19 protein-coding genes are annotated in these 20,040 nt (G+C 69.9%); 12 read left to right on the forward strand and 7 right to left on the reverse strand.

Annotated features, from left to right (window positions below; genetic code table 11):
• Nucleotides 1–382 precede the first annotated feature (382 nt).
• Nucleotides 383–826 carry a hypothetical protein gene (locus U9J66_RS21970; RefSeq protein WP_326338557.1) on the reverse strand — a complete coding sequence of 148 codons (444 nt, stop codon included), beginning with the start codon at nt 824–826 and terminating at the stop codon, nt 383–385.
• Between the two features lie 169 nt (nt 827–995).
• Nucleotides 996–2,081: a redox-regulated ATPase YchF gene (gene ychF / locus U9J66_RS21975; protein WP_326338559.1), complete on the reverse strand. Its 1,086-nt coding sequence runs from the start codon at nt 2,079–2,081 to the stop codon at nt 996–998.
• Between the two features lie 264 nt (nt 2,082–2,345).
• Between ychF and U9J66_RS21980 the strand changes: the two genes are divergently transcribed.
• The 3 genes from U9J66_RS21980 (at nt 2,346) to U9J66_RS21990 (ending at nt 5,582) form a co-directional block, all read left to right on the forward strand.
• Entirely contained in the window at nt 2,346–3,317 is a 972-nt protein-coding gene (locus U9J66_RS21980; RefSeq protein ID WP_326338561.1) for an FkbM family methyltransferase, read from the forward strand.
• Nucleotides 3,318–3,485: 168 nt separating this feature from the next.
• Nucleotides 3,486–4,721: a DNA recombination protein RmuC gene (locus U9J66_RS21985; protein ID WP_161111268.1), complete on the forward strand. Its 1,236-nt coding sequence runs from the start codon at nt 3,486–3,488 to the stop codon at nt 4,719–4,721.
• 300 nt (nt 4,722–5,021) lie between these two features.
• Nucleotides 5,022–5,582, forward strand: a complete 561-nt coding sequence (locus U9J66_RS21990) for a DUF6542 domain-containing protein (RefSeq protein WP_014912325.1) — start codon at nt 5,022–5,024, stop codon at nt 5,580–5,582.
• Nucleotides 5,583–5,601: 19 nt separating this feature from the next.
• On the opposite strand, the gene U9J66_RS21995 is transcribed toward U9J66_RS21990, so the two are convergent.
• Nucleotides 5,602–5,850: an exodeoxyribonuclease VII small subunit gene (locus tag U9J66_RS21995; RefSeq protein WP_014909480.1), complete on the reverse strand. Its 249-nt coding sequence runs from the start codon at nt 5,848–5,850 to the stop codon at nt 5,602–5,604.
• A 2-nt stretch (nt 5,851–5,852) separates the two neighbouring features.
• Nucleotides 5,853–7,277 carry an exodeoxyribonuclease VII large subunit gene (gene xseA, locus U9J66_RS22000; protein WP_442789867.1) on the reverse strand — a complete coding sequence of 475 codons (1,425 nt, stop codon included), beginning with the start codon at nt 7,275–7,277 and terminating at the stop codon, nt 5,853–5,855.
• A 146-nt stretch (nt 7,278–7,423) separates the two neighbouring features.
• Between xseA and U9J66_RS22005 the strand changes: the two genes are divergently transcribed.
• Together U9J66_RS22005 and U9J66_RS22010 are read left to right on the forward strand one after the other, a co-directional pair.
• Nucleotides 7,424–8,416: a GlxA family transcriptional regulator gene (locus tag U9J66_RS22005; RefSeq protein ID WP_326338564.1), complete on the forward strand. Its 993-nt coding sequence runs from the start codon at nt 7,424–7,426 to the stop codon at nt 8,414–8,416.
• Between the two features lie 77 nt (nt 8,417–8,493).
• The gene (locus U9J66_RS22010; protein WP_326338566.1) at nt 8,494–9,117 is read left to right on the forward strand and encodes an isochorismatase family protein; all 624 of its coding nucleotides are present in this window, start codon (nt 8,494–8,496) and stop codon (nt 9,115–9,117) included.
• A 135-nt stretch (nt 9,118–9,252) separates the two neighbouring features.
• Here the strand turns inward: U9J66_RS22010 and U9J66_RS22015 are convergent, their stop codons facing one another.
• A complete protein-coding gene (locus tag U9J66_RS22015; RefSeq protein WP_326338567.1) occupies nt 9,253–9,909 on the reverse strand; it encodes a hypothetical protein in 657 nt (218 codons plus the stop codon).
• A 295-nt stretch (nt 9,910–10,204) separates the two neighbouring features.
• On the opposite strand from U9J66_RS22015, the gene U9J66_RS22020 reads away from it, so the two are divergent.
• Nucleotides 10,205–11,176, forward strand: coding sequence for a 4-hydroxy-3-methylbut-2-enyl diphosphate reductase (locus tag U9J66_RS22020; RefSeq protein ID WP_187294454.1), 972 nt, complete (start codon nt 10,205–10,207; stop codon nt 11,174–11,176).
• A 76-nt stretch (nt 11,177–11,252) separates the two neighbouring features.
• On the opposite strand, the gene U9J66_RS22025 is transcribed toward U9J66_RS22020, so the two are convergent.
• Both U9J66_RS22025 and U9J66_RS22030 read right to left on the reverse strand, forming a co-directional pair.
• Entirely contained in the window at nt 11,253–11,822 is a 570-nt protein-coding gene (locus U9J66_RS22025; RefSeq protein ID WP_036568433.1) for a DUF4245 domain-containing protein, read from the reverse strand.
• A 221-nt stretch (nt 11,823–12,043) separates the two neighbouring features.
• Nucleotides 12,044–12,658, reverse strand: a complete 615-nt coding sequence (locus U9J66_RS22030) for a TetR/AcrR family transcriptional regulator (RefSeq protein WP_014911597.1) — start codon at nt 12,656–12,658, stop codon at nt 12,044–12,046.
• A 171-nt stretch (nt 12,659–12,829) separates the two neighbouring features.
• Between U9J66_RS22030 and glpX the strand changes: the two genes are divergently transcribed.
• The 6 genes from glpX to U9J66_RS22060 all read left to right on the forward strand — a co-directional run bounded on the left by glpX (nt 12,830) and on the right by U9J66_RS22060 (nt 20,010).
• A complete protein-coding gene (gene glpX / locus U9J66_RS22035; RefSeq protein ID WP_014912764.1) occupies nt 12,830–13,855 on the forward strand; it encodes a class II fructose-bisphosphatase in 1,026 nt (341 codons plus the stop codon).
• A gap of 443 nt (nt 13,856–14,298) precedes the next feature.
• Nucleotides 14,299–15,813, forward strand: a complete 1,515-nt coding sequence (locus U9J66_RS22040; RefSeq protein ID WP_017535828.1) for a hypothetical protein — start codon at nt 14,299–14,301, stop codon at nt 15,811–15,813.
• A gap of 541 nt (nt 15,814–16,354) precedes the next feature.
• On the forward strand, nt 16,355–17,278 hold the full coding sequence (locus U9J66_RS22045) for a lytic polysaccharide monooxygenase auxiliary activity family 9 protein (protein ID WP_161111265.1): 924 nt from the start codon (nt 16,355–16,357) through the stop codon (nt 17,276–17,278).
• A gap of 320 nt (nt 17,279–17,598) precedes the next feature.
• Entirely contained in the window at nt 17,599–17,964 is a 366-nt protein-coding gene (locus U9J66_RS22050) for an RNHCP domain-containing protein (RefSeq protein ID WP_326338571.1), read from the forward strand.
• A gap of 2 nt (nt 17,965–17,966) precedes the next feature.
• A complete protein-coding gene (locus U9J66_RS22055; protein ID WP_017535830.1) occupies nt 17,967–18,398 on the forward strand; it encodes an RNHCP domain-containing protein in 432 nt (143 codons plus the stop codon).
• Between the two features lie 223 nt (nt 18,399–18,621).
• Nucleotides 18,622–20,010, forward strand: coding sequence for a class II fumarate hydratase (locus tag U9J66_RS22060; protein ID WP_014913620.1), 1,389 nt, complete (start codon nt 18,622–18,624; stop codon nt 20,008–20,010).
• Nucleotides 20,011–20,040 lie beyond the last annotated feature (30 nt).

The following is a 20,040-nucleotide window of genomic DNA, read 5'->3' on the forward strand; positions in this document are numbered from 1 at the left end:
TATCGAATGCGTCCACCATCGAGACGGCACAGGGCCCGTACGGTCACCGCGAGCGGAACGGCTCGATCGGTCCGGAGAGGCGAACGTCCTTCGACGGTGGGCGGGGGAGACGGCCGAGGCGCACCTCGGCGACGACGGAGCGTCGGCCCTACCGTTGTTCGGGGGGCGGTCCGGGGCGAGTCGGGGGTCGACGCCTCCGGGGACCGCACGGTCTCTTCACGGACCTGTGGTCGAGACAGTGGTGACTTTAGAGTACAAAAGCCCAAAAAACGTCACGAAGCCGGGCATGGGTTCATCGGATGTATCCCGATGCGGCAGGAGGGGACGCGAAGCGTGACCATGGGCGGCCTTCTCACGGATCACGGAAGGCGCGCGCCACCGCTCACTCCTCGAACCGCCACTTGAGCAGCAGGTTCCCGGGACGTGGAGGGTGGACCGGCCCGGACTCGCCCCCCAGGCGGACACCATCGAGGTTGTAGCCTCGGCGCACCACGTCATCGTGGGCCTCGGCCAGGAAGACCCGCGGGCCCGGCTCCCGAAAGGCGTACACCTGCCACCGGCTCCCGGGGACGAACCTGTCGATCCAGGAGTCGTGGACGAGATCCGCGAGCCCCGCCGTGTGCCGCTCCCCCGCCGGGTCGACGTACTCCACCATGACGATCTCGGTCTCGTCGGAGGTGTGGATCGACGTCACCGTCCCCGTCCTCGGACTCCGGTCCAGAGCGGGCAGAGAGGCGGAGGTGACCCGGGTCAGGCCGATGAGGGTGGTCGCCGTCGCCACGAGGACGACTCCGAGCAGGACGCAGAGAACGACCTCCCAGCCCATCGCCCCGCCTCTCTTCGCGCACCCCGGTTCGGGTGGGCGACAGCCTCCCACGCCCCCGATCCCCGTTCAAGCCCCGGACGCGCCCCATAGGCACGACCCCTGACACGACGACGGGAGGGTGGGGAACGCGCCCACGCGCGCTCCCCACCCTCCCGTGGCGAAGAAGAGGTCAGACGTTGAAGCGGAACTCCACCACGTCGCCGTCGGCCATCACGTACTCCTTGCCCTCCATGCGGACCTTGCCCGCGGCACGGGCGGCCTGCATGTCACCGGCCTCGACGAGATCGTCGAAGGAGACGACCTCGGCCTTGATGAAGCCGCGCTCGAAGTCGGTGTGGATGACACCGGCCGCCTCCGGGGCGGTGGCGCCCTGCTTGATCGTCCAGGCCCGGGCCTCCTTGGGGCCCGCGGTCAGGTAGGTCTGCAAGCCGAGGGTGGCGAAGCCGACCCGCGCCAGCTGGGCCAGACCGGACTCGCTCTGACCGAGCGACTCCAGCAGCTCCTGGGCCTCGTCGTCCTCCAGCTCGGCCAGCTCCGCCTCGATCTTGGCGTCGAGGAAGATCGCCTCGGCCGGGGCGACCAGGTCCTGGAGCTTGGTGCGCAGGGCCTCGTCGGCGAGCTCGTCGCTGTCGAGGTTGAAGACGTAGATGAACGGCTTGACGGTGAGCAGGCTCAGCTCGCGCAGCCGGGCCACGTCCACGCCCTCGGCCTGGGAGAGCGAGATGCCCTCGTCGAGAACCTCCTGCGCGGCCTTGGCCGCGGCGAGGAGCTCCTGGGCGTCCTTGTCCTTGGCGTTGCGCTTGGCGTCCTTCTCCAGGCGCGGAACGGCCTTCTCCAGGGTCTGGAGGTCGGCGAGGATCAGCTCGGTGTTGATCGTCTCGATGTCCCGGGAGGGCTCGACGTCGCCGTCGACGTGGGTGACGTCGGCGTCCTCGAAGGCCCGGATCACCTGGCAGATGGCGTCGCTCTCGCGGATGTTGGCGAGGAACTTGTTCCCCAGCCCCTCACCCGTGGAGGCGCCGCGCACGATGCCCGCGATGTCGACGAAGTCGACCGTCGCCGGAAGGATCTTCGCGGAGCCGAAGATCTCGGCCAGCTTCCCGAGCCGGGCATCGGGCACACCCACGACTCCGACATTGGGCTCGATGGTCGCGAACGGGTAGTTCGCGGCCAGAGCGTCGTTCTTGGTCAGCGCGTTGAAGAGGGTGGACTTGCCAACGTTGGGCAGGCCGACGATCCCGATAGACAGACTCACAAGCCCAGAGTCTATGCGGCCCGAGAGGGTGGGCGAGTCCTCGGCGACCGAAAGGCGGATCCTGCCATCGGGCCCGTTTCCCCAGGTCGATCCCTGAAACACGGTGCGTGAACACCATTACACAGAGTAGGTTCGACCAGTGACGCCGGTCACCCCGGGCGGGAGCGCGCGAAAGACCCGCACCAGGGGTGCACATCGGATGACCTGGCTCTTTTCCGGTCGCCGCCACCACGGCACCGTTCCTTTCCGTGGGGAGAAGACACTATGGTCCACGACCAGTTGCGCGCCCTCGTGCGCCGGTACCCGATCGTCCGTTTCGCCACCCGACGGATCCGTGTCCATCTGCCCAGAAGGCTCGGCGGCCTGGACCCCGCCCGGGTCCCTCCCCGATACCGCCGCTTCACGCTCTCCCTGCCCCGCCCGGAGGGTGAGCGACGACGCCCGGGTCCGGACCGACTCGCTCTGCACATGCCCGGCGACCTGACCGTGCCCCGGAAACTCTCCGAGACCGGGCTGGCCGGCCACGAACCCGACAGCGTCGCGAGCTTCATGGCCCTGCTCGACCACACCCGCCCCGGGGCGGTCCTCGACGTCGGCTCCGGCATCGGCGTGTACTCGATCCTCGCGGCCGCCCGCTCCCGCCGCCCCGTCTTCGCCTTCGAACCGACCCCCGAGCTCGCCTCCGCCGCGAGGGCGGTCTCCGCGTCGGGGGACCTCGGCTTCACCGTGGTCGATCTGGCCCTGAGCAACCACAACGGGACCGCACGGCTGTCCCGGGCCCCGCATAACGACACGTGCAACCGGATAGTGCACAGCGCGCGTCCGGGCCTGTCCCGTCCGACCGTGCGGACCGCCACCCTGTCGCGGTGGAACGAGACGGCGGCGATCTTCCCCACCGTGATCAAGATCGACACCGCCGGAAGCGAGCCGGACGTGGTGGCCGGGGGTCTGGAGGTGCTGCGCCGTTACCGTCCCTGGCTGCTGGTGAAGGTCCGCCCCGACCGCGGGATCGAGGAGCGGCTGATGGCGCTCCTGGATCCCCTGGAGTATCTGTGGTTCCCGGTGACGGGGGATCCGCCCTTCCAGGCCCGCGGCGAGATCTCCGGGCGGGCCTCCCCCACCTTGGGGAGGATGTGGATGTTCACCCCGGAGGAGCCGCCCGAGGAGCTGTGGTCCTCGATGAACTCTTGGCGCGAGGCCCTGCGCTCCTGCGACGCGACACCGACCGCCCCCTGAGCCGCCCCTCGCCCCCTCGCTCCGCTTCCGTTCCGCACGCGGCCGAACGACCGGGGAGCGAATCCCGCCCGCCCCGGCATCGCACCGTCGACGGGTCCCGGACGTGGACGCGCCCTCGTTCCGACGAGAGACCCCGTGGGGACCGGAACTGAGAGAACATGGGTCACCATGGACGGCCTCGTACTCGTACTCATGCTTCTCATCGGTCTGGCGATCGGTATCGCGGTGGGGTGGACCCTGGCCCGTGGACGCGACGCCCAGGCCCGTGCCGACGCCCGGGCCGCGGAGGAACGCGCCGCCTACATGGAGGAACAGCTCGCCGACCGGTTCCGCTCCCTGTCCACCCAGGTGCTGGACCAGACCAACCGGAGCTTCCTCGACCTGGCCGAGGGACGTCTGCGCGCGGTGGGCGCCGAGGCCGGGGGCGACCTGGACGAACGGCGTCGTGCCGTGGAGCGCATGGTCGAACCGTTGACGGAGACCCTGAACCGGGTCGAGCTCCGTCTACGGGAGGCCGACGCCGGCCGCGCCGCCGCGCACGCCGAGCTGGCCAAGCAGGTGGAGCTCGTTCGTGAGGGCTCGGACCGATTGCGCGACCAGACCAACTCCCTCGTGACGGCGCTGCGTCGTCCCGAGGCGCGGGGCCGGTGGGGCGAGCTCCAGTTGCGTCGCGTCGCGGAGCTGGCGGGGATGGACGCGCACTGCGACTTCCAGGAGCAGGCGGTGGCCGGGGCGCACCGGCCGGACATGGTGGTGCGGTTGGCCGGCGGCAAGAACATCGTCGTCGACTCCAAGGTCCCACTGGCCGCCTACCTCGACGCGGTGGAGGCCGGGGAGGGACCGACGGCCGAGGAGCGGCTGCGGGCCCACGCCGGGCATCTGCGCACCCACGTGGACCAGCTCGCCGCCAAGTCCTACTGGGCCTCCTTCACCCCGACCCCGGAGTTCGTGGTGCTGTTCATCCCCGGCGAGGCCTTCCTCGCTCCGGCGTTGGAGCGCGACGCGGACCTCCTCGAGTACGCGATGGGCCGCCGGGTGCACATCGCTACGCCGACGACGTTGATCTCCCTGTTGCGGACGGCCCAGTACGCCTGGCAGCAGGAGGCCTTGAGCGAGAACGCGCGCGAGGTCTTCGACCTGGGCAAACAGCTGCACTCCCGCCTGTCGACGCTGGGAGGTCACGTCGAAGGTCTGGGCCGGGCGCTGACCAGGACGGTGACCGCCTACAACCAGACGGTGGGTTCCCTGGAGAGCCGGGTCCTGGTGACCGCCCGCAGGTTCGGTGAGCTGGGGCTCGTCGACGCGGATCTGGATCGCCTGTCGGGTCTGGAGGACCGCCCCCGTACGGTGGCCGCCCCGGAACTCAGCGAGTCCACACCGAAATTCGCGGAGTCGGACATGTAGGGAGTGGATATATCGAATATGGCCAAGTCAGACGGTATTCGGCGTGGGAGTAACGACCCCGACGACCCGACCCGAAATGAAGTCGGCGGGTTTCTCCGCGGAGAGTGACGAAACGCCCAAGGCCGCGAAACCGACCCGAACCAGGTGGGACGATCTCGGCGTCCAAGGGAGGGAAGGCGCGTTGACCCCGGAAGGGGCAAGTGGCCGAAATGGCGACACGTTCCCAGGAAAGACACCCGGATCTTCACAAGAAGTGACACACTAAACACTGTGAGTAACAAACTTGGGAGGCGCACGACCATGCCCCCACGCAGGACGGACGGCCCGGATCCCGGGCAGGCCCCGTACTTCGTGCGGCCCGAGGGTCGCGGCCGGAACGTGTCGAGCCCGGCCGCCGCCCGAGGCCGGACCACCACGCCCCGGACCGGCTCACCCTCGGCCCCTCGACCCCGTCGCACCCGGCCGCCCCGCCTGACCGTACGCGGCGGGGTGCTGTTGATCGTCCTGTTCAGCTTCGCCGGCACGATGATCGCCAACCTGACGTCGACCCCGGCCGCGCCCGGTATCGCCTTCACGGTCGCCTGCCTGGCCACCGCCGCCATGGTCCGCCCCGGCGACCTGTTGTCCCTGTCGGTCAGCCCGCCGATCGCCTACTTCGTCGCCGTGGTCGCCGCCGAGAGCGTCCTGGCCGCGGGCAACGACGGCTTCGGACGCATGCTCGTCCTCGGTCTGGCCACCCGGCTCGCCGAGGTCGCCCCCTGGCTGTTCCTGGGAACCGCCCTGGTCCTGGTCATCGCGGTGTTCCGCGGGCTGCCCGGCAATCTCCGCACCCTCGGCGACGAACTCAACGGCCGCAAGTGAGCCGAACGGTCTCGGCCGTTCAGAAGGGCGCGTCGGCCTCCGAAGCCCCTTCCCCGTCACCCCGACGCTCGTCCACGGCCGCCGCCAGTCTGGCCCGGGCCCCCTCCAGCCAGCGCTCGCAGGTGCGCGCCAGCTCCTCGCCGCGCTCCCATAGCGCCAGCGACTCCTGGAGCGTGAGGCCTCCCGACTCCAGCTTGCGGACGACGTTGTTCAGCTCCTCCCGGCTCTCCTCATAACTCGGTTCCGGGGCCACCTTCTCCTCGGCCATATCTACTCCCCCTCGGTGATGTTCTCGGTCGTCGTATCGTCGTCGGCCCCGGTCCCGCCGGCCCCAGGCTCCGCCGCCTTCTTGGACGCGGCGGTCTTCTTCGACGCCGCCCTCTTGGACGGGGAGGCCTTCTTCGAGGCCGTCCTCCCCGATCCGCTCTTCGTCGCCCGCCCGGAGGTCCGGGGCTCGCGGGTCTCCGGTTCCTCCTCGGTGGGGCCGTCGAGCGCGTCCACCGAGTCGACGGTGGCGGTCAGGCCGTCCTCGGCGAAGCGCAGGCGCAGGCTCTCCCCCACCGCGGGTTCGGTCGCCGAACGGACCACCGACCCGTCCTCCCTCTGCACGATCGCGTAACCGCGCGCCAAGGTGGTGGCCGGGGACAGGGCGTGCAGGCGGGCCTCGGTGTGCCTCAGCTCGTCGGAGGCCCGGTCCAACGAGATCGTCAGAGAGCGCCGGGCCCGGTCGCGTGCCTCCAGGACCTGGTCCATGAGCCGCTCGGTCTCCCGGACCGGATCGGCGAGCACAGGGCGCGAGCGGATTCCGGACAGCCACGTGAACTCCCGGTCCAGGCCCCCCTTGATCACCCGCCGGCCTCGATCGCGCAGTTGCCGGATGATCTCCAGCTGTTCGCCGACGTCGGGCACGACCTTCTTCGCGGCGTCGGTCGGGGTGGAGGCCCTGACGTCGGCGACGTGGTCGAGCAGCGGGGTGTCCTGTTCGTGTCCGATGGCGCTCACCACGGGGGTGGCGGCCTCGGCCGCGGCCCGCACGAGCGCCTCGTCGGAGAAGGGCAGCAGGTCCTCCATCGAGCCGCCGCCTCTGGCGATGACGATGACGTCGACCTCGGGGTGGGCGTCCAGTTCGCGCAGGGCGTCGATGACCTCTCGGGTGGCCCGGTCCCCCTGGACCGCGACGGGCCGCACCTCGAAACGCACGGCGGGCCAGCGGCGACGACCGTTCTCCAGCACATCGCGTTCGGCCGCGGAGTCACGACCACAGACCAGGCCGACGGTATTGGGCAGGAAGGGCAGGGGGCGTTTGCGCTCGGGCGCGAACAGGCCCTCGGCGGTGAGGGTACGGCGCAACTGCTCCAGACGCGCCAGCAGCTCACCGATCCCGACGTGCCGGATCTCCCGGGCACGCAGCGAGAAGGTGCCCTTGAGCTGGTAGAAGTCGGGTTTGGCGTGGACGACGACCCGGTCTCCGGGGCCCGGGGGCGTCCCCTGCCGTCGAAGGACCGAGGTCTCGCAGAGGACCCGGACCGAGGCGTTGGCGATCGGGTCGCGCAGGGTCAGGTAGCTCATCCGACCGCGCGAGTTGAGCTCGGCGATCTGCCCTTCGACCCAGATGGCTCCCAGCCGGTCGATCCAACCACCGACCGCTTGGAGCACGGCCCTCACCGGCTGCGGCGCCTCAGCGGAACTCTCCATACCCATGGCCCAGAGCCTAGGCCAGAGTGAGGACGGTTCAGCGGAGCGCCGTCCTCCGGACGGCCCCGTCCATCCCTGGAAGGCATGTCCGAATGTGACAGTGGATCGTCATTGCGGCCACAGGTGTCGGTGGTGAGGATGGGATCATGCCCATCGCACACCGCGTCGTCATCGCGGTCTTCCCCGACGTCGACCTCCTCGACGTCACCGGTCCCGCCGAGGTGTTCGCCCTGGCCGACCGGGAGACCGGAGGCCGTTCCGGTTACCGGGTCCGGCTCGCCGGGCCGGTCGCCGGCGAGGTGCGGACCTCGGCCGGGATCCGACTGCTGGCCGACCTGGCCTTCGACGAGGTCGGCGAGGAGGTGGACACCCTGCTGGTGCCCGGCGCGGTCGACATGACCGACGACGGCCCTCGTGCCCGGCTCGATCCCGACGTCGTGTCCTGGGTACGGCGGACCGCGCCGCACGCCCGAAGGGTGGCGTCGGTATGTGTCGGCGCGCACGTACTGGCGGCGGCCGGGCTGTTGAAGGGCAGGACGGCGACCACGCACTGGTCGACCGCCGCGCAGCTCGCCGCCGAGCATCCCGAGGTCACGGTCGACCCGGACCCGATCTTCGTCCGTTCCGACCGAGGCCGACTGTGGACGGGCGCCGGGATCAGCGCCTGTCTGGATCTCTCCCTCGCCCTGGTCGCCGAGGATCTGGGGGAGGACACCGCGCTGGCGGTCGCCCGACAGTTGGTGATGTACCTCAAACGCCAGGGCGGGCAGAGCCAGTTCTCCGTCCCTCTCAGCCGCCCCGCCTCCGCCCGCCGCGATATCGACGAGCTGCGGCTGTGGATCGCCGACCACCTCGACGGGGACCTGTCGGCGGAGGTCCTGGCCTCCCGCATGTGTCTGAGCGAACGGCACTTCGCCCGGGTCTTCAAACAGGAGACCGGGGTCGGCCCGGCCGCCTATGTCGAGGCGGCCCGGGTCGAGGCGGCCCGTCGCCTCCTGGAGACCACCGACGTCCCTCTCGATCAGGTCGCGACCGCCTCCGGGCTGGGCTCGGTCGAGACCCTGCATCGAGCGATGAGACGACGGCTCGCCACCACCCCGGCGGCCTACCGGCGCCGTTTCCGCACCCGGATCGACTGACCTCCCGTACACCGCTCCCCGAGCCCGGGCACGAGGGCCTACCTCGTCATGCCCACTCTCACCCCGAAAGGACCTCAATGAACATCCACCCGACGTCCACGACTCTGCGCGACGTCATCGGTCTGGACGCCCGGCCGCCGCGTCTGAGCGACTCCGCGCTGGTCCTGATCGACTTCCAGAACACCTATCGCGCGGGCGTCATGGCCTTGGAGGGGGCCGAGGAGGCGCTCGCCGCCGGAGCCCGCCTCCTGGAACGCGCCCGCTCCGCGGGGGTCCCGGTGGTGCACGTCGTCAACGACGGCGGGGAGGGCTCCGCCTACGACGTTCGTGCCCACATCGGCGCCGTCTGCGACGAGGTCGCCCCGGTGGCCGGAGAGCCGGTCGTGGTCAAGGGGTTCCCCGACGCCTTCCACCTCACCGACCTGAGGGAGGTCCTGAGGGGGCTGGGGTTCGCCCCTGGAGACGGTGGGAACCTGGTCATGGGAGGTTTCATGACGCATATGTGCGTGAACCATACGGCTCAGGGAGCGTTCAACCTGGGTTATCGGCCGACCGTCGTCGCCGAGACCACCGCGACCCGTGCTCTACCCACCCCCGATGGAGGGGTCCTGACCGCCGCCGCTCTCCAGACGGCCGCCCTGACCTCCATCACCGACCTGTTCGGGATCGTCGTCCCCACCGTCGATTCCCTCCCCGCCTGACCTCGGCCGGGCGTCGCGCGGTGGGCTTCGTCCTCCGCCGCGCGACGCCCTCTCCGGCCTCGCGCGGTCGGCACGCGCCCCGCCCATGGGCGCGCTCGAGCGGGGCGAACATGAGGAAGGGCATGGGCCGGGACGCTACTTCTCCTCGTTCTGGAGCTTGGTGATCCGGTTGTCGTACATCTTGATGAACTCGGGGCGGCCCTGGTGGGCGACCTCATAGGCGCGCAGATCGCGGACCTGCTCGATGGTGAGCTTGCGCAGGCGGGCCCTGATCGAGGGGAGCGTGAGCTCGTCGTAGGTGGGGACGGCCAGGTCCTCGGCGGCCGGGGCGGCCTCCTTGCGGACCTTCTCCAGGACCTCGTCGTCGGCGACGGTGGTGTGCGCCTCGGCGGCGGCGAGCTCCTCGGCGAGCTCACGTCCGTCTTCGGGGAGATCGGCGGTGGCCGGGGCGGCGGGCTCGTCCTTGGGCTCCTCCACCAGCGTGGCGGTCTCGGCCTCGGCGGTCTCCTCGGACGTGACCGGGGCGACGGGCTCCTCGACCGGCTTCTCCGCGACGGGGGCGGGGGTCTTCTCGACCGACTCCTCGGCGGGGGCCTTCTCCTCGGCCTTCTTCTCGGCGGGGGCCGGGGTCTTCTCCTCGGGCACGGAGGGGGTGTCGACGACCTCCGGAGCCGTCTCCGTGACGGGGGTCTCGTCCTTCTTCTCCGGTTCGGCCTCGACGACCGTCTCCTTACGCCCGAAGATCCCCTTGACCAGGGACATCAGCTTCGTGGTGATAGTCGGATTCGACATAGGGCGGGGGCTCCTGAAGATCTCGGCGGGTGGGCGGGCGGCGCGGCCGGCAAACCGGGCGAGGCCGAGCCGAGGGCGAACCGCCTCATAACAGATGCGATGGTGAACCAGGATAGATGAGGGGGGAACGGCACGAGCGGCGGGCATGTGAACGATTTCGCCACTTCGCGGGCGGACCGGGTACGTTCCGTTGTGACGACGTCACCTTCCCGTGCCCTCCCCGAGAGGCGGGCCCGGATCGATGCCCTACGCCACACCCGGGTCCACGACCCATGATCGCACCTAGGATGTGTTCATGACTGCGATGACGACTGCCACGAACCAACGCCGTGTGCTACTCGCCAACCCCAGGGGTTACTGCGCCGGTGTCGACCGAGCGGTCATCACCGTCGAGAAGGCCCTGGAACAGTACGGCGCCCCCATCTACGTGCGCAAGCAGATCGTGCACAACACGCACGTCGTGCGCACGCTGGAGGAGCGCGGCGCGATCTTCGTCGAGGAGACCGAGGAGGTGCCCGAGGGCGCCATCGTGGTCTTCTCCGCTCACGGCGTCTCCCCCGCCGTCCACGAGCAGGCGGAGAAGCGCAGGTTGAAGACCATCGACGCCACCTGTCCGCTGGTCACCAAGGTCCACAAGGAGGCGAAGCGCTTCGCCTCCGAGGACCGCGACATCATCCTCATCGGCCACATCGGCCACGAGGAGGTCGAGGGCACCAGCGGTGAGGCCCCCGAGCACATCCAGATCGTGGAGAGCCCGGAGGAGGTCGACAAGGTCGAGGTCCGCGACCCGAACAACGTCTCCTGGCTGTCCCAGACCACCTTGTCGGTGGACGAGACCAACCAGACCGTGGACGCGCTCCGTGAGCGTTTCCCGAACCTGCTCGACCCGCCCAGCGACGACATCTGCTACGCCACCTCCAACCGCCAGGACGCCGTCAAGGCCATGGCCCCGGAGTGCGAGCTGGTGATCGTGGTGGGGTCCGACAACTCGTCGAACTCCGTCCGCCTGGTGGAGGTGGCCCTGGACGCCGGCGCCGACGCGTCCTACCTGATCGACAACGCCGGCCTCATGGACGAGGCCTGGCTCGAAGGCGTCACCACCGTCGGTGTCACCAGCGGCGCCTCGGTCCCCGACATCCTGGTCCGCGAGCTGCTCGACAAGCTCGCCGGTCACGGGTACGGCACCGTCACCCCGGTGACGACCGCCGACGAGACCCTGACCTTCTCGCTGCCCAAGGAGCTGCGCCGCGACCTGCGCGCCGAGTGATCCGGACCCGAGACGAAGAGGGGCCCCGCCGACCGTTCCCGGTCGGCGGGGCCCCTTTCACGTGTGCGGAGGCGGTTCAGGCGTCGTCCTCGGACTCGTCGGCACCGGAGTCCTCGTCCTCGGGAACGGGGAAGCTCTCCAGGTGTTCGGCGAGGATCGCGAACTCGTCCACGGAGGTGCTGCCGGAGATCACCAGGGTCCGCTCGTCGTCGCTCAGGACGAGGGCGCCCCAGTCGTCGGAGTCCAGGTGCTCCCATTCCTGATCACCGACCATGACGGTGCCCACCGGCTCGGCGTCCTTGGCCCGGCTCTCGACCACCGTGTCGCGGTCGGCGTCGCTCTGGGTCAGCATCGCGTGGCTGTCCCGGGGGGTGGCGAACCCGATGCTCCACTCGACGGGGCCCGTCGTGTCCAGCGTGGAACTGGTGGGGATCCACCCTTCCGGAAGCTCGTCGGAGGGCGCCGTCACCGGATAGTCGGCCGCCTGTCGCAGCACTTCGATGTCCGGGCGGTAGTCCACGGTGGGGATGTTCTCACCCGAGCGCGCGGAGACCACGAACGACATGACCAGCAGGATGCCGACCACGACCCCGAGGGAGATGGCGTAGTTCTTGAAAGTGGCGTTGGCCCGGCTGTACTCACTCATGACATGACCAGCTTGCCGCAGGTCCGGGGCCACTTCGACCCGGGGTCGGGTTAGTCGGCGTTCACCGAGGCCCCGATCGTGTCCCGATCCGTGTCCGTTCGCCCGGTGAACGGGCGGTGGCGGGGCGGGGACGACCTCGTGAGCTCTTCGGTGTGACACCTCTCCCACCGGCCGCGCCCGCCGGGCGGAGGATCCCGGCGGGTCGGGGGAGCCGTCGTCGCTCAGTCGCCGTCGGGGCGCCGTCGCGATTCCAGGAGGCTCAGCAGTCCGGTGATGTCGTCGGCGAGCTCGTGGGCGTCCTGGTCGTCGCGGCGCACCACCTCGGCGACGGCCAGCAGCATCGAACCGCTGACCACGATCAGGAGCGCCTCGTCGACCGGTTCGTCCGCCTTGCGGAAGAGCGCCACGTTGCGGTCGGTCCACTGGGTGAGCCGGTCCCGCAACTGGTGGTCGAACCCGGGAGGCCCGTCTCCACTGAAGAAGAGGCGGGCGGTGTCCCGTTCCTCGATGCATCCGAGCAGATAGGCGTGGGCCGCGATGTTCATCAGCCGTGTGGGATCGCTCTCACCCCGGGCCCTGGCGTCCTTGACCGCCTGGTGGGTGCGTTCCTGCTGGCGTTGCTGGAACTCCTCGTACAGGGCGAGGTAGAGATCCGCCTTACCCGTGAAGTGGTGGTAGAGACTGCCCACGCTGGCCCCGGCGAGCGAGACGACCTCGCTCACCCCGGCCTTCGCGAACCCCACCGTACGGAACACTTGGGCCGCCGCCCGCAGCAGGGCACTGCGGGTGGCCGCACCACGCGGGGACACCCGCGCGGGCTTGTCCGTCTTGTCCACTGTCACGCCCTCACTCCTGTCCGAGTTCCCGCCAGCGTAGACCGTCCCGCCCCGTCCGGAGTCGATCGTCCTCGTTCCGACGCGGCCCACCCGTGACGACCGCAGGTCACTTGGGGTGACTACCCTAAGACGTGAACCCCACCCTGTTCCCTGACGGAAGGTGTCACGTCCATGTCGCAGTCCAGTAGCCCGTCCGCGCAGCAGTCGGCGCCCGACCGTAACCTCGCGCTGGAACTGGTCCGCGTCACCGAGACCGCCGCGCTCGCCGCGGCCCGCTGGGTCGGCAAGGGCGACAAGATCGGCGCGGACGGCGCCGCGGTGCGCGGTATGCGCCACATGATCAGCACCGTGTCGATGAACGGCACCGTGGTGATCGGCGAGGGCGAGAAGGACAACGCCCCCATGCTCTACAACGGCGAGCTCGTCGGTGACGGCGGCGGCCACGACTGGGACGTCGCGGTCGACCCGATCGACGGCACCACCCTGACCGCCATGGGCATGCCCAACGCCATCGCCGTCATCGCGATGAGCCCGCGCAACACCATGTTCGACCCGTCCGCCGTGTTCTACATGGAGAAGCTGGCCACCGGCCCCGAGGCCGCCGACGTGGTGGACATCGCCGCTCCGGTCGCCGACAACATCCAGGCCGTGGCCCGCGCCAAGGGCAAGTCGCCCCAGGACGTCACGGTCGTCATCCTGGACCGGCCCCGCCACAAGCAGCTCGTGCAGGACGTGCGGGACGCGGGCGCCCGGATCAAGTTCATCAGCGACGGCGACGTGGCCGGAGCGATCATGGCGGCCCGGCCCAACACCGGTGTGGACCTGATGCTGGGCATCGGCGGCACGCCCGAGGGCATCATCACGGCCTGTGCGATGAAGTGTCTGGGCGGCGTCATCCAGGGTCGCCTGTGGCCCAAGGACGACGAGGAGCGCCGCAAGGCCATCGAGGCCGGTCACGACCTGGACCGTGTGCTCTACACCGACGACCTGGTCTCCTCGGACGACGTGTTCTTCGCGGCGACGGGCATCACGGAGGGCGAGCTGGTGGGCGGTGTCCGCTACGAGTCCACCGGGGTCATCACCGACTCCCTGGTCATGCGGGGCCGCAGCGGCACCGTGCGCCAGGTCCGCAGCGAGCACCGTCTGAGCAAGCTGTCCGCCTACAGCGGGGTCGACCTCACCTCCGCTCCGGAGTAGGACCCGCCTCTCCCACTCGTCCGGCCACCGGTGTCCGTAGCCCCTCGACCAGGGGTCACGGACGTACCGGTGGCCTCTTCGTTCTCAGGCCTCCTACGGCTCACATGTCGGATTCGGAACCTCTCGTGCCCCGCCGGCGTCACACAGGTCACCGGCCGAGCCGCCGGCCGTCTGTCTCGAACACCCGCGTCGGAGGTCCGATGTCCTACCCTGATCCCCCGCAGCAGCCCCAGTGGCAGCCGCCGCAGCAACCCGGGCAGGCGTACCCTCCGCCCCAGGGCCCCGCCGGAGGGGCCCCGCAGCACCCCGGGTTCGCCGCTCCCCAGGGGCCCGGTCCCTACGCCGGTGGCCCGGGTGCGCCCATGGGGCCGGGCGGTCCCGGCGCCCCCATGGGTCCCGGTGGCCCGGGTGCGCCCATGGGACCCGGTGGTCCCGGGGCTCCGATGGGTCCCGGTCAGCCTCCCTACGGCGGTCACTTCCAGGGAGCACCGGTTCCGCCCCCCGAAGGCGGTGGTCGTCGTCGCAAGTGGCTGATCCCCACGGCGGCGGGCGTGGCCGTGGTCCTGATGGGCGGCACCGTCTGGGCCGCCATGTCCCTGGCCGACTTCAAGGGCCCCCAGCCCGAGTCGGTCCTTCCGGGGAACTCGGCCGCGTTCGCCAAGGTCGACCTCGACATCAACGGCTCCCAGGCCGTCGACCTGCTGCGCTTCGTCGACAAGCTCCCGGACGAGATCTCCGACGAGATCGGTGAGTTCGACGAGGACGACACCGAGAGCCCCTTCGCCGAGCTGTTCTCCGACACCTACGACCTGGATCAGGCCTCGGTCGAGGAGTGGATCGGTCGGAAGGCGGGTGTGGCGGCCTGGAACACCGATGACACGAACGCCGGGGACTCCGACGGGATGGCCTTCGCCATCGCTCTGGGGGTGGAGGACACCGGCGCGGCCGACGCGCAGTTCAACGAGCTTCGGGAGAGCCACGACGTCCATCACCGCCTGGTCGACGACTTCGTGGTCTTCACCGACTCCGAGGCCGCGCTCGCCGACTACGACGAGCAGATGTCGATCAACGGCGACCTGGAGAGCGACGAGACCTTCAAGGGTGACGTGGACACCACCCCCAAGGGCAGCATCGCCCTGGCCTGGGCCGACCTGGGCGCCATGCCGGACAGCGCGGACCTCGGCAACGAGCTGGCCCCCGAGCTCGGCTCCGACGCCTCGGTGAGCGGCCGGATGACGGCCTCCTTCCGTGTCGACAACGACTACCTCGAAGCCCGGATGGACGTGCTCGGGCTGGAGGTCGAGGGCGCCGACACCGATTGGCTGGCCGTCGGCTCCGGTGGAAGCCTGGAGGCGATGAGCGGTCTGCCCGGCGGCTCCGTCATGGCCTTCGGTGGCAGCGGGCTGGACGAGATGTTGAGCCTGGCCTGGGAGAACGACGAGTTCCCCGGTCTGGACGGGGACGAGCTCCGGGAGATGGAGTCGGACATGGCCTCCGTCGGGGCTCCGCTGCCGGACGGGTTCACCAGCCTGCTCGGCACCTCCTCGGCCTTCGGCGTGGCCGACCTCGACATGAACTCCCTGATCGGTTCGTACGGTTCCTCGGAGCCCTCGTTCATCTTCCGGGCCGTGGGCGCCGACGAGGACGTCTGGAACGAGCTCCTCGGCGACGTCTCCAGCCCGTACTCGACCGCCCCGACCGTGGGGTCCGACGGTGACGCGGTGACGCTCAGCAACGGGAGCATCGGCGGGGGCACCCTGGCCGAGGACCAGGTCTTCCAGCAGACGATGGCCGGTATGGACGACGCCGTGATCGCGGGCTTCGTGGACCTGCGACAGCTCACGAGCGGCCAGGTCTCGGCCCCCGATCAGTGGGGGGCCGTGGGCATGGGGATGACCGTCGCCGACGGTGGCGAGCACATCATGGTCGAACTGCGGTGGGCGCCCAGCGGGGGCTGACCGGCGTAAGGGTTCGCACGGCGGCGCGGAAGGGGAGGTCCCCTTCCGCGCCGCCGTCGTCGTGGGGGCCGTCCGGTGGGCGGCCCCTCGTCCTTTTCGAAGCGCGCGGGACCGCTCCGCCCTCGTTCGTCCTTTTCCATGAAAATCGCCCTCGCGCATGACAAAGGAACGAGGCTTCACGACAAAAGGCGATAACGCTTTTCGGGAGCCTCGGAGCATAAAGCGGACACGGAGGGTGAAGACGTTTTCTCATGGATCGGTCCTGTTCGGCAGGGTGATCCACCATCAACCGAAAACAAACCTTACTGTTGCCTGGATCACTCGTCAACCCCGCAGGCCACGGCCTTTTATTCCAGGAAACCTTCCCTTTCACCAACATCTCTGTAATAGTCACCACCCATACCTTTCGGGCGGGCTGGAACCCCCGTGGGCCCCGTGCCACCGGGCTGCCCGAAAGGTCGTCCCTCCAGCCCGGACGACCGCGCGGGTTCGCGACCCGCGCGGTGCCCCCGCTTGTCCATGACTTGAGGAGAACCCCCTGATGAGGTTCGGACGACTCGCACGCTCCGCCGCCGTCCTGGCCGCCGTTCCGGTGGCCGTCACCGGTCTGGCCGTCACCCCGGCCGCCGCCCACGGCACCCTCGGCGACCCGATCAGCCGGATCGCCGCCTGCTACGCCGAAGGCCCCGAGACCCCGCAGTCCGAGATGTGCGTCCGGCTCGTCGAGGAGAACGGCACCCAGCCTCTCTACGACTGGCACGAGGTCAACCTCGCCAACGCCGACGGACGCCACCGGGAGATCATCCCCGACGGCCAGCTGTGCAGCGCGGGCCGGGACAAGTACTCGGCCCTGGACAACCCCGGCGACTGGGCGAGCACCGCCGTCACCCCGCTGCCCTCCGGAGCCGACTACACCTTCGAGTACACCGCCGCCGTCCCCCACGCCGGCTACATCGAGTACTACGTGACCACCGACGACTGGGACCCGAGCACCCCGCTCACCTGGGACGAGCTGGAGCCGGAGCCCTTCGCGATCGACGACCAGCCGGTCGCCGAGAACGGCACCTACACGATGACCGCCCGCCTGCCCGAGAAGAGCGGTGAGCACCTGATCTACACGATCTGGCAGCGCACCGACAGCCCCGAGGCGTTCTACACCTGCTCCGACGTCACCTTCGGCGGCACGAACGCCACCGTGATGCCGGCGGCGCAGACCGAGGCCTTCGACGTGGACCTCACGGCCTACGAGGACCTCGACCACGACCACGCCGCGACCACCGCCGACTCCGAGGGCGCGGGGACCGCCGACACGGCCTCCGACGGACACGGCGCCCACGCCGCCGGTGAGGAGGCCCTCGCCTCCACCGGTACCGCCGTCACCGCCCTGTTCGCCACCGCCATCGCGCTGATGGCCGCGGGGGCCGGCGCGCTGCACCTGTCCCGTAGGCGTCGAGGCCTCGTCTGATCCGAGGCGCCCCCTCGGTGTCGGTCGATCCCGACGTCCTCGCGGCCCCGTTCACGGACTCGCTCCGGAACGGGGCCGCGCTCCGTCCCCCGGAAAACCCGTTGCCCCGGTCTCCGCTCCCCGGTTACCGTCGAACGGTCGGACCACGAACATCAGGACAGGTGGGTATGCCCCGGAACGCGCCGAGCGCGCCTCATGACAACACGGTCCTCCGCCCGTCCCGGACCCTCCGGATCGGCTGAACGGAGCACCGTCCTCCGTCGAGTCCCGCTCGGCGCTCTTGCTGATGAACCTCTCATCCTTCGGCAAGGAGTCTCCGGGTGTCCAACACCGACCCCACCTTCGGCATCGCCGACACGTCCACCTTCACCTGTCTACGCTGTGGCACCTCCGTCTCCGTCCTCTCCCCGGACGGGGCGGAACGCGACCACTGCCCGAACTGTCTGACCGGCCGCCACGTCCACGAACGGCGCTCGGGCGGACGCTCCGACTGCGGGGGCCCCATGGGGCCGATCGCCGTCGTCTCCGATCACGATCGTTGGCGGCTCGTCCATCGTTGTGCCCACTGTGACGGGCTCTCCGAAGGGGACGTCGCCTCCGACGACAACCGTCTCGTACTCATGCGCATCGCCGTACGGCCACTGGCGGAACCGCCGTTCCCGCTCGAACTCCTCGGGGAGGTGTGAGCGTGGGCCGACGTTCCGACCGGGGAGGAAGGCGCCCTCAGCGTCCCAAGACCTCCCTGCGCTCTCACGGGGATCGGGGCCGTCGTCACGGACCGACCGCGGAGTCCTTCCGCTGTCTGGAGTGCCGACTCGACGTGTCCACACGCGCGCCGGGAACCGCGCATCGCAACCACTGTCCGAACTGTCTGACCAGCCGTCATGTGGACGGCCGGCTCCCCGGGGATCGGTCGGCCGGTTGCGGTGGCCGTATGACGGCCGTGGGGATGACGGCGCGCTCGGACGGCGAGTGGATGCTGGTCCATCGCTGCGTCTCGTGCGGTGGGCTCGGCACCAACCGGGTCGCCGGGGACGACAACGTCCGGGCCCTGGTCCGGTTGGCGGTGCGACCGCTGTCCGATCCGGCTCTGACCCGGTCTCTTCTGACGCGTCTGTGAGATCTCGCGGGCCCGCTCCTCGGGGCGGGCCCGCCCCGTCCGCCGAGAGCGCGCGAGCGGGCGGGGATCGCGGCCGTTCGTCGAGGTCCCACGCCCGGGGGGAGGGACGCGCTCACACGCCGACATGACGTGCGCAACACCGTGAAGGCCGGGTGAGGTGCGATGTGCTCTCGTGCGTCTGGCAGGCTTTAGTCACAGGTTTTCCCAGGAGAGTTGGGTTGCAATGAGTGAGTTCCGTATCGAGCACGATTCGATGGGTGAGGTCAAGGTCCCGGCGTCGGCCAAGTGGCGGGCCCAGACCCAGCGTGCCGTCGAGAACTTCCCGATCTCGGGCCAGGGGCTGGAGAACGCCCACATCGCCGCCCTCGGCCAGATCAAGGCCGCCGCGGCCAAGGTCAACGCCGAACTCGGCGTGATCTCCGACGAGCTCGGCGAGGCCGTGCGCGAGGCCGCCCTCGAGGTGGCCGAAGGCAAGTGGAACGACGAGTTCCCGATCGACGTCTTCCAGACCGGTTCGGGCACCTCCAGCAACATGAACACCAACGAGGTCGTGGCCACGGTCGCCAAGGAGCGCACCGGCCTGGACGTTCACCCGAACGACCACGTCAACGCCTCCCAGTCGTCCAACGACGTGTTCCCGTCCTCCATCCACATCGCCGCCACCTCGGCCGTGCAGAACGAGCTGATCCCGGCGCTGCGGCACCTGGAGGGGGAGCTCACCCGCAAGTCGGTCGAGTTCGCCTCCATCGTCAAGAGCGGCCGCACGCACCTGATGGACGCCACCCCGGTCACCCTGGGTCAGGAGTTCGCCGGGTTCGCCGCCCAGGTCCGCTACGGTGTCGAGCGTCTCGAGGCCGTCCTGCCGCGCGTGGCCGAGCTGCCCCTCGGCGGTACCGCCGTCGGCACCGGCATCAACACCCCTGAGGGCTTCTCCGCCCGGGTCATCGCCGAGATCGCCGCCAACACCGGCCTGCCGCTGACCGAGGCCCGCGACCACTTCGAGGCGCAGGGCGCCCGCGACGGTCTGGTCGAGCTCTCCGGTCAGCTCCGGACCATCGCCGTCGGCTTCTGCAAGATCGCCAACGACATCCGCTGGATGGGCTCGGGCCCGACCACCGGCCTGTCCGAGATCTTCCTGCCCGACCTGCAGCCGGGCTCCTCGATCATGCCGGGCAAGGTCAACCCGGTGCTGTGCGAGGCCATGCTCCAGGTCTCCTCCCAGGTCGTCGGCAACGACGCCGCGGTGGCCTTCGGCGGTGCCTCGGGCAACTTCGAGCTCAACGTCCAGCTGCCGATGATCGCCCGCAACGTGCTGGAGTCGATCCGTCTGCTGGCCAACGTCTCGACGGTCTTCGCCGACCGCTGTGTGTCGGGGATCGTGGCCAACGAGGAGCAGTGCCGCGTCTACGCGGAGTCCTCCCCGTCCATCGTCACCCCGCTCAACCGCTACATCGGCTACGAGGAGGCGGCCAAGGTCGCCAAGCAGTCGCTGGCCGAGAAGAAGACCATCCGCGAGGTGGTCGTCGAGCGTGGTTACATCGAGGACGGCAAGCTCACCGAGGAGCAGCTCGACGCCGCCCTCGACGTCCTGAAGATGACCAACTCCCGGTAGGTCGTCCACGGACTCCTCTTGGGGCGCCCC

The organism is Nocardiopsis sp. LDBS1602 (assembly GCF_035818715.1).
GTDB lineage: Bacteria > Actinomycetota > Actinomycetes > Streptosporangiales > Streptosporangiaceae > Nocardiopsis > Nocardiopsis alba.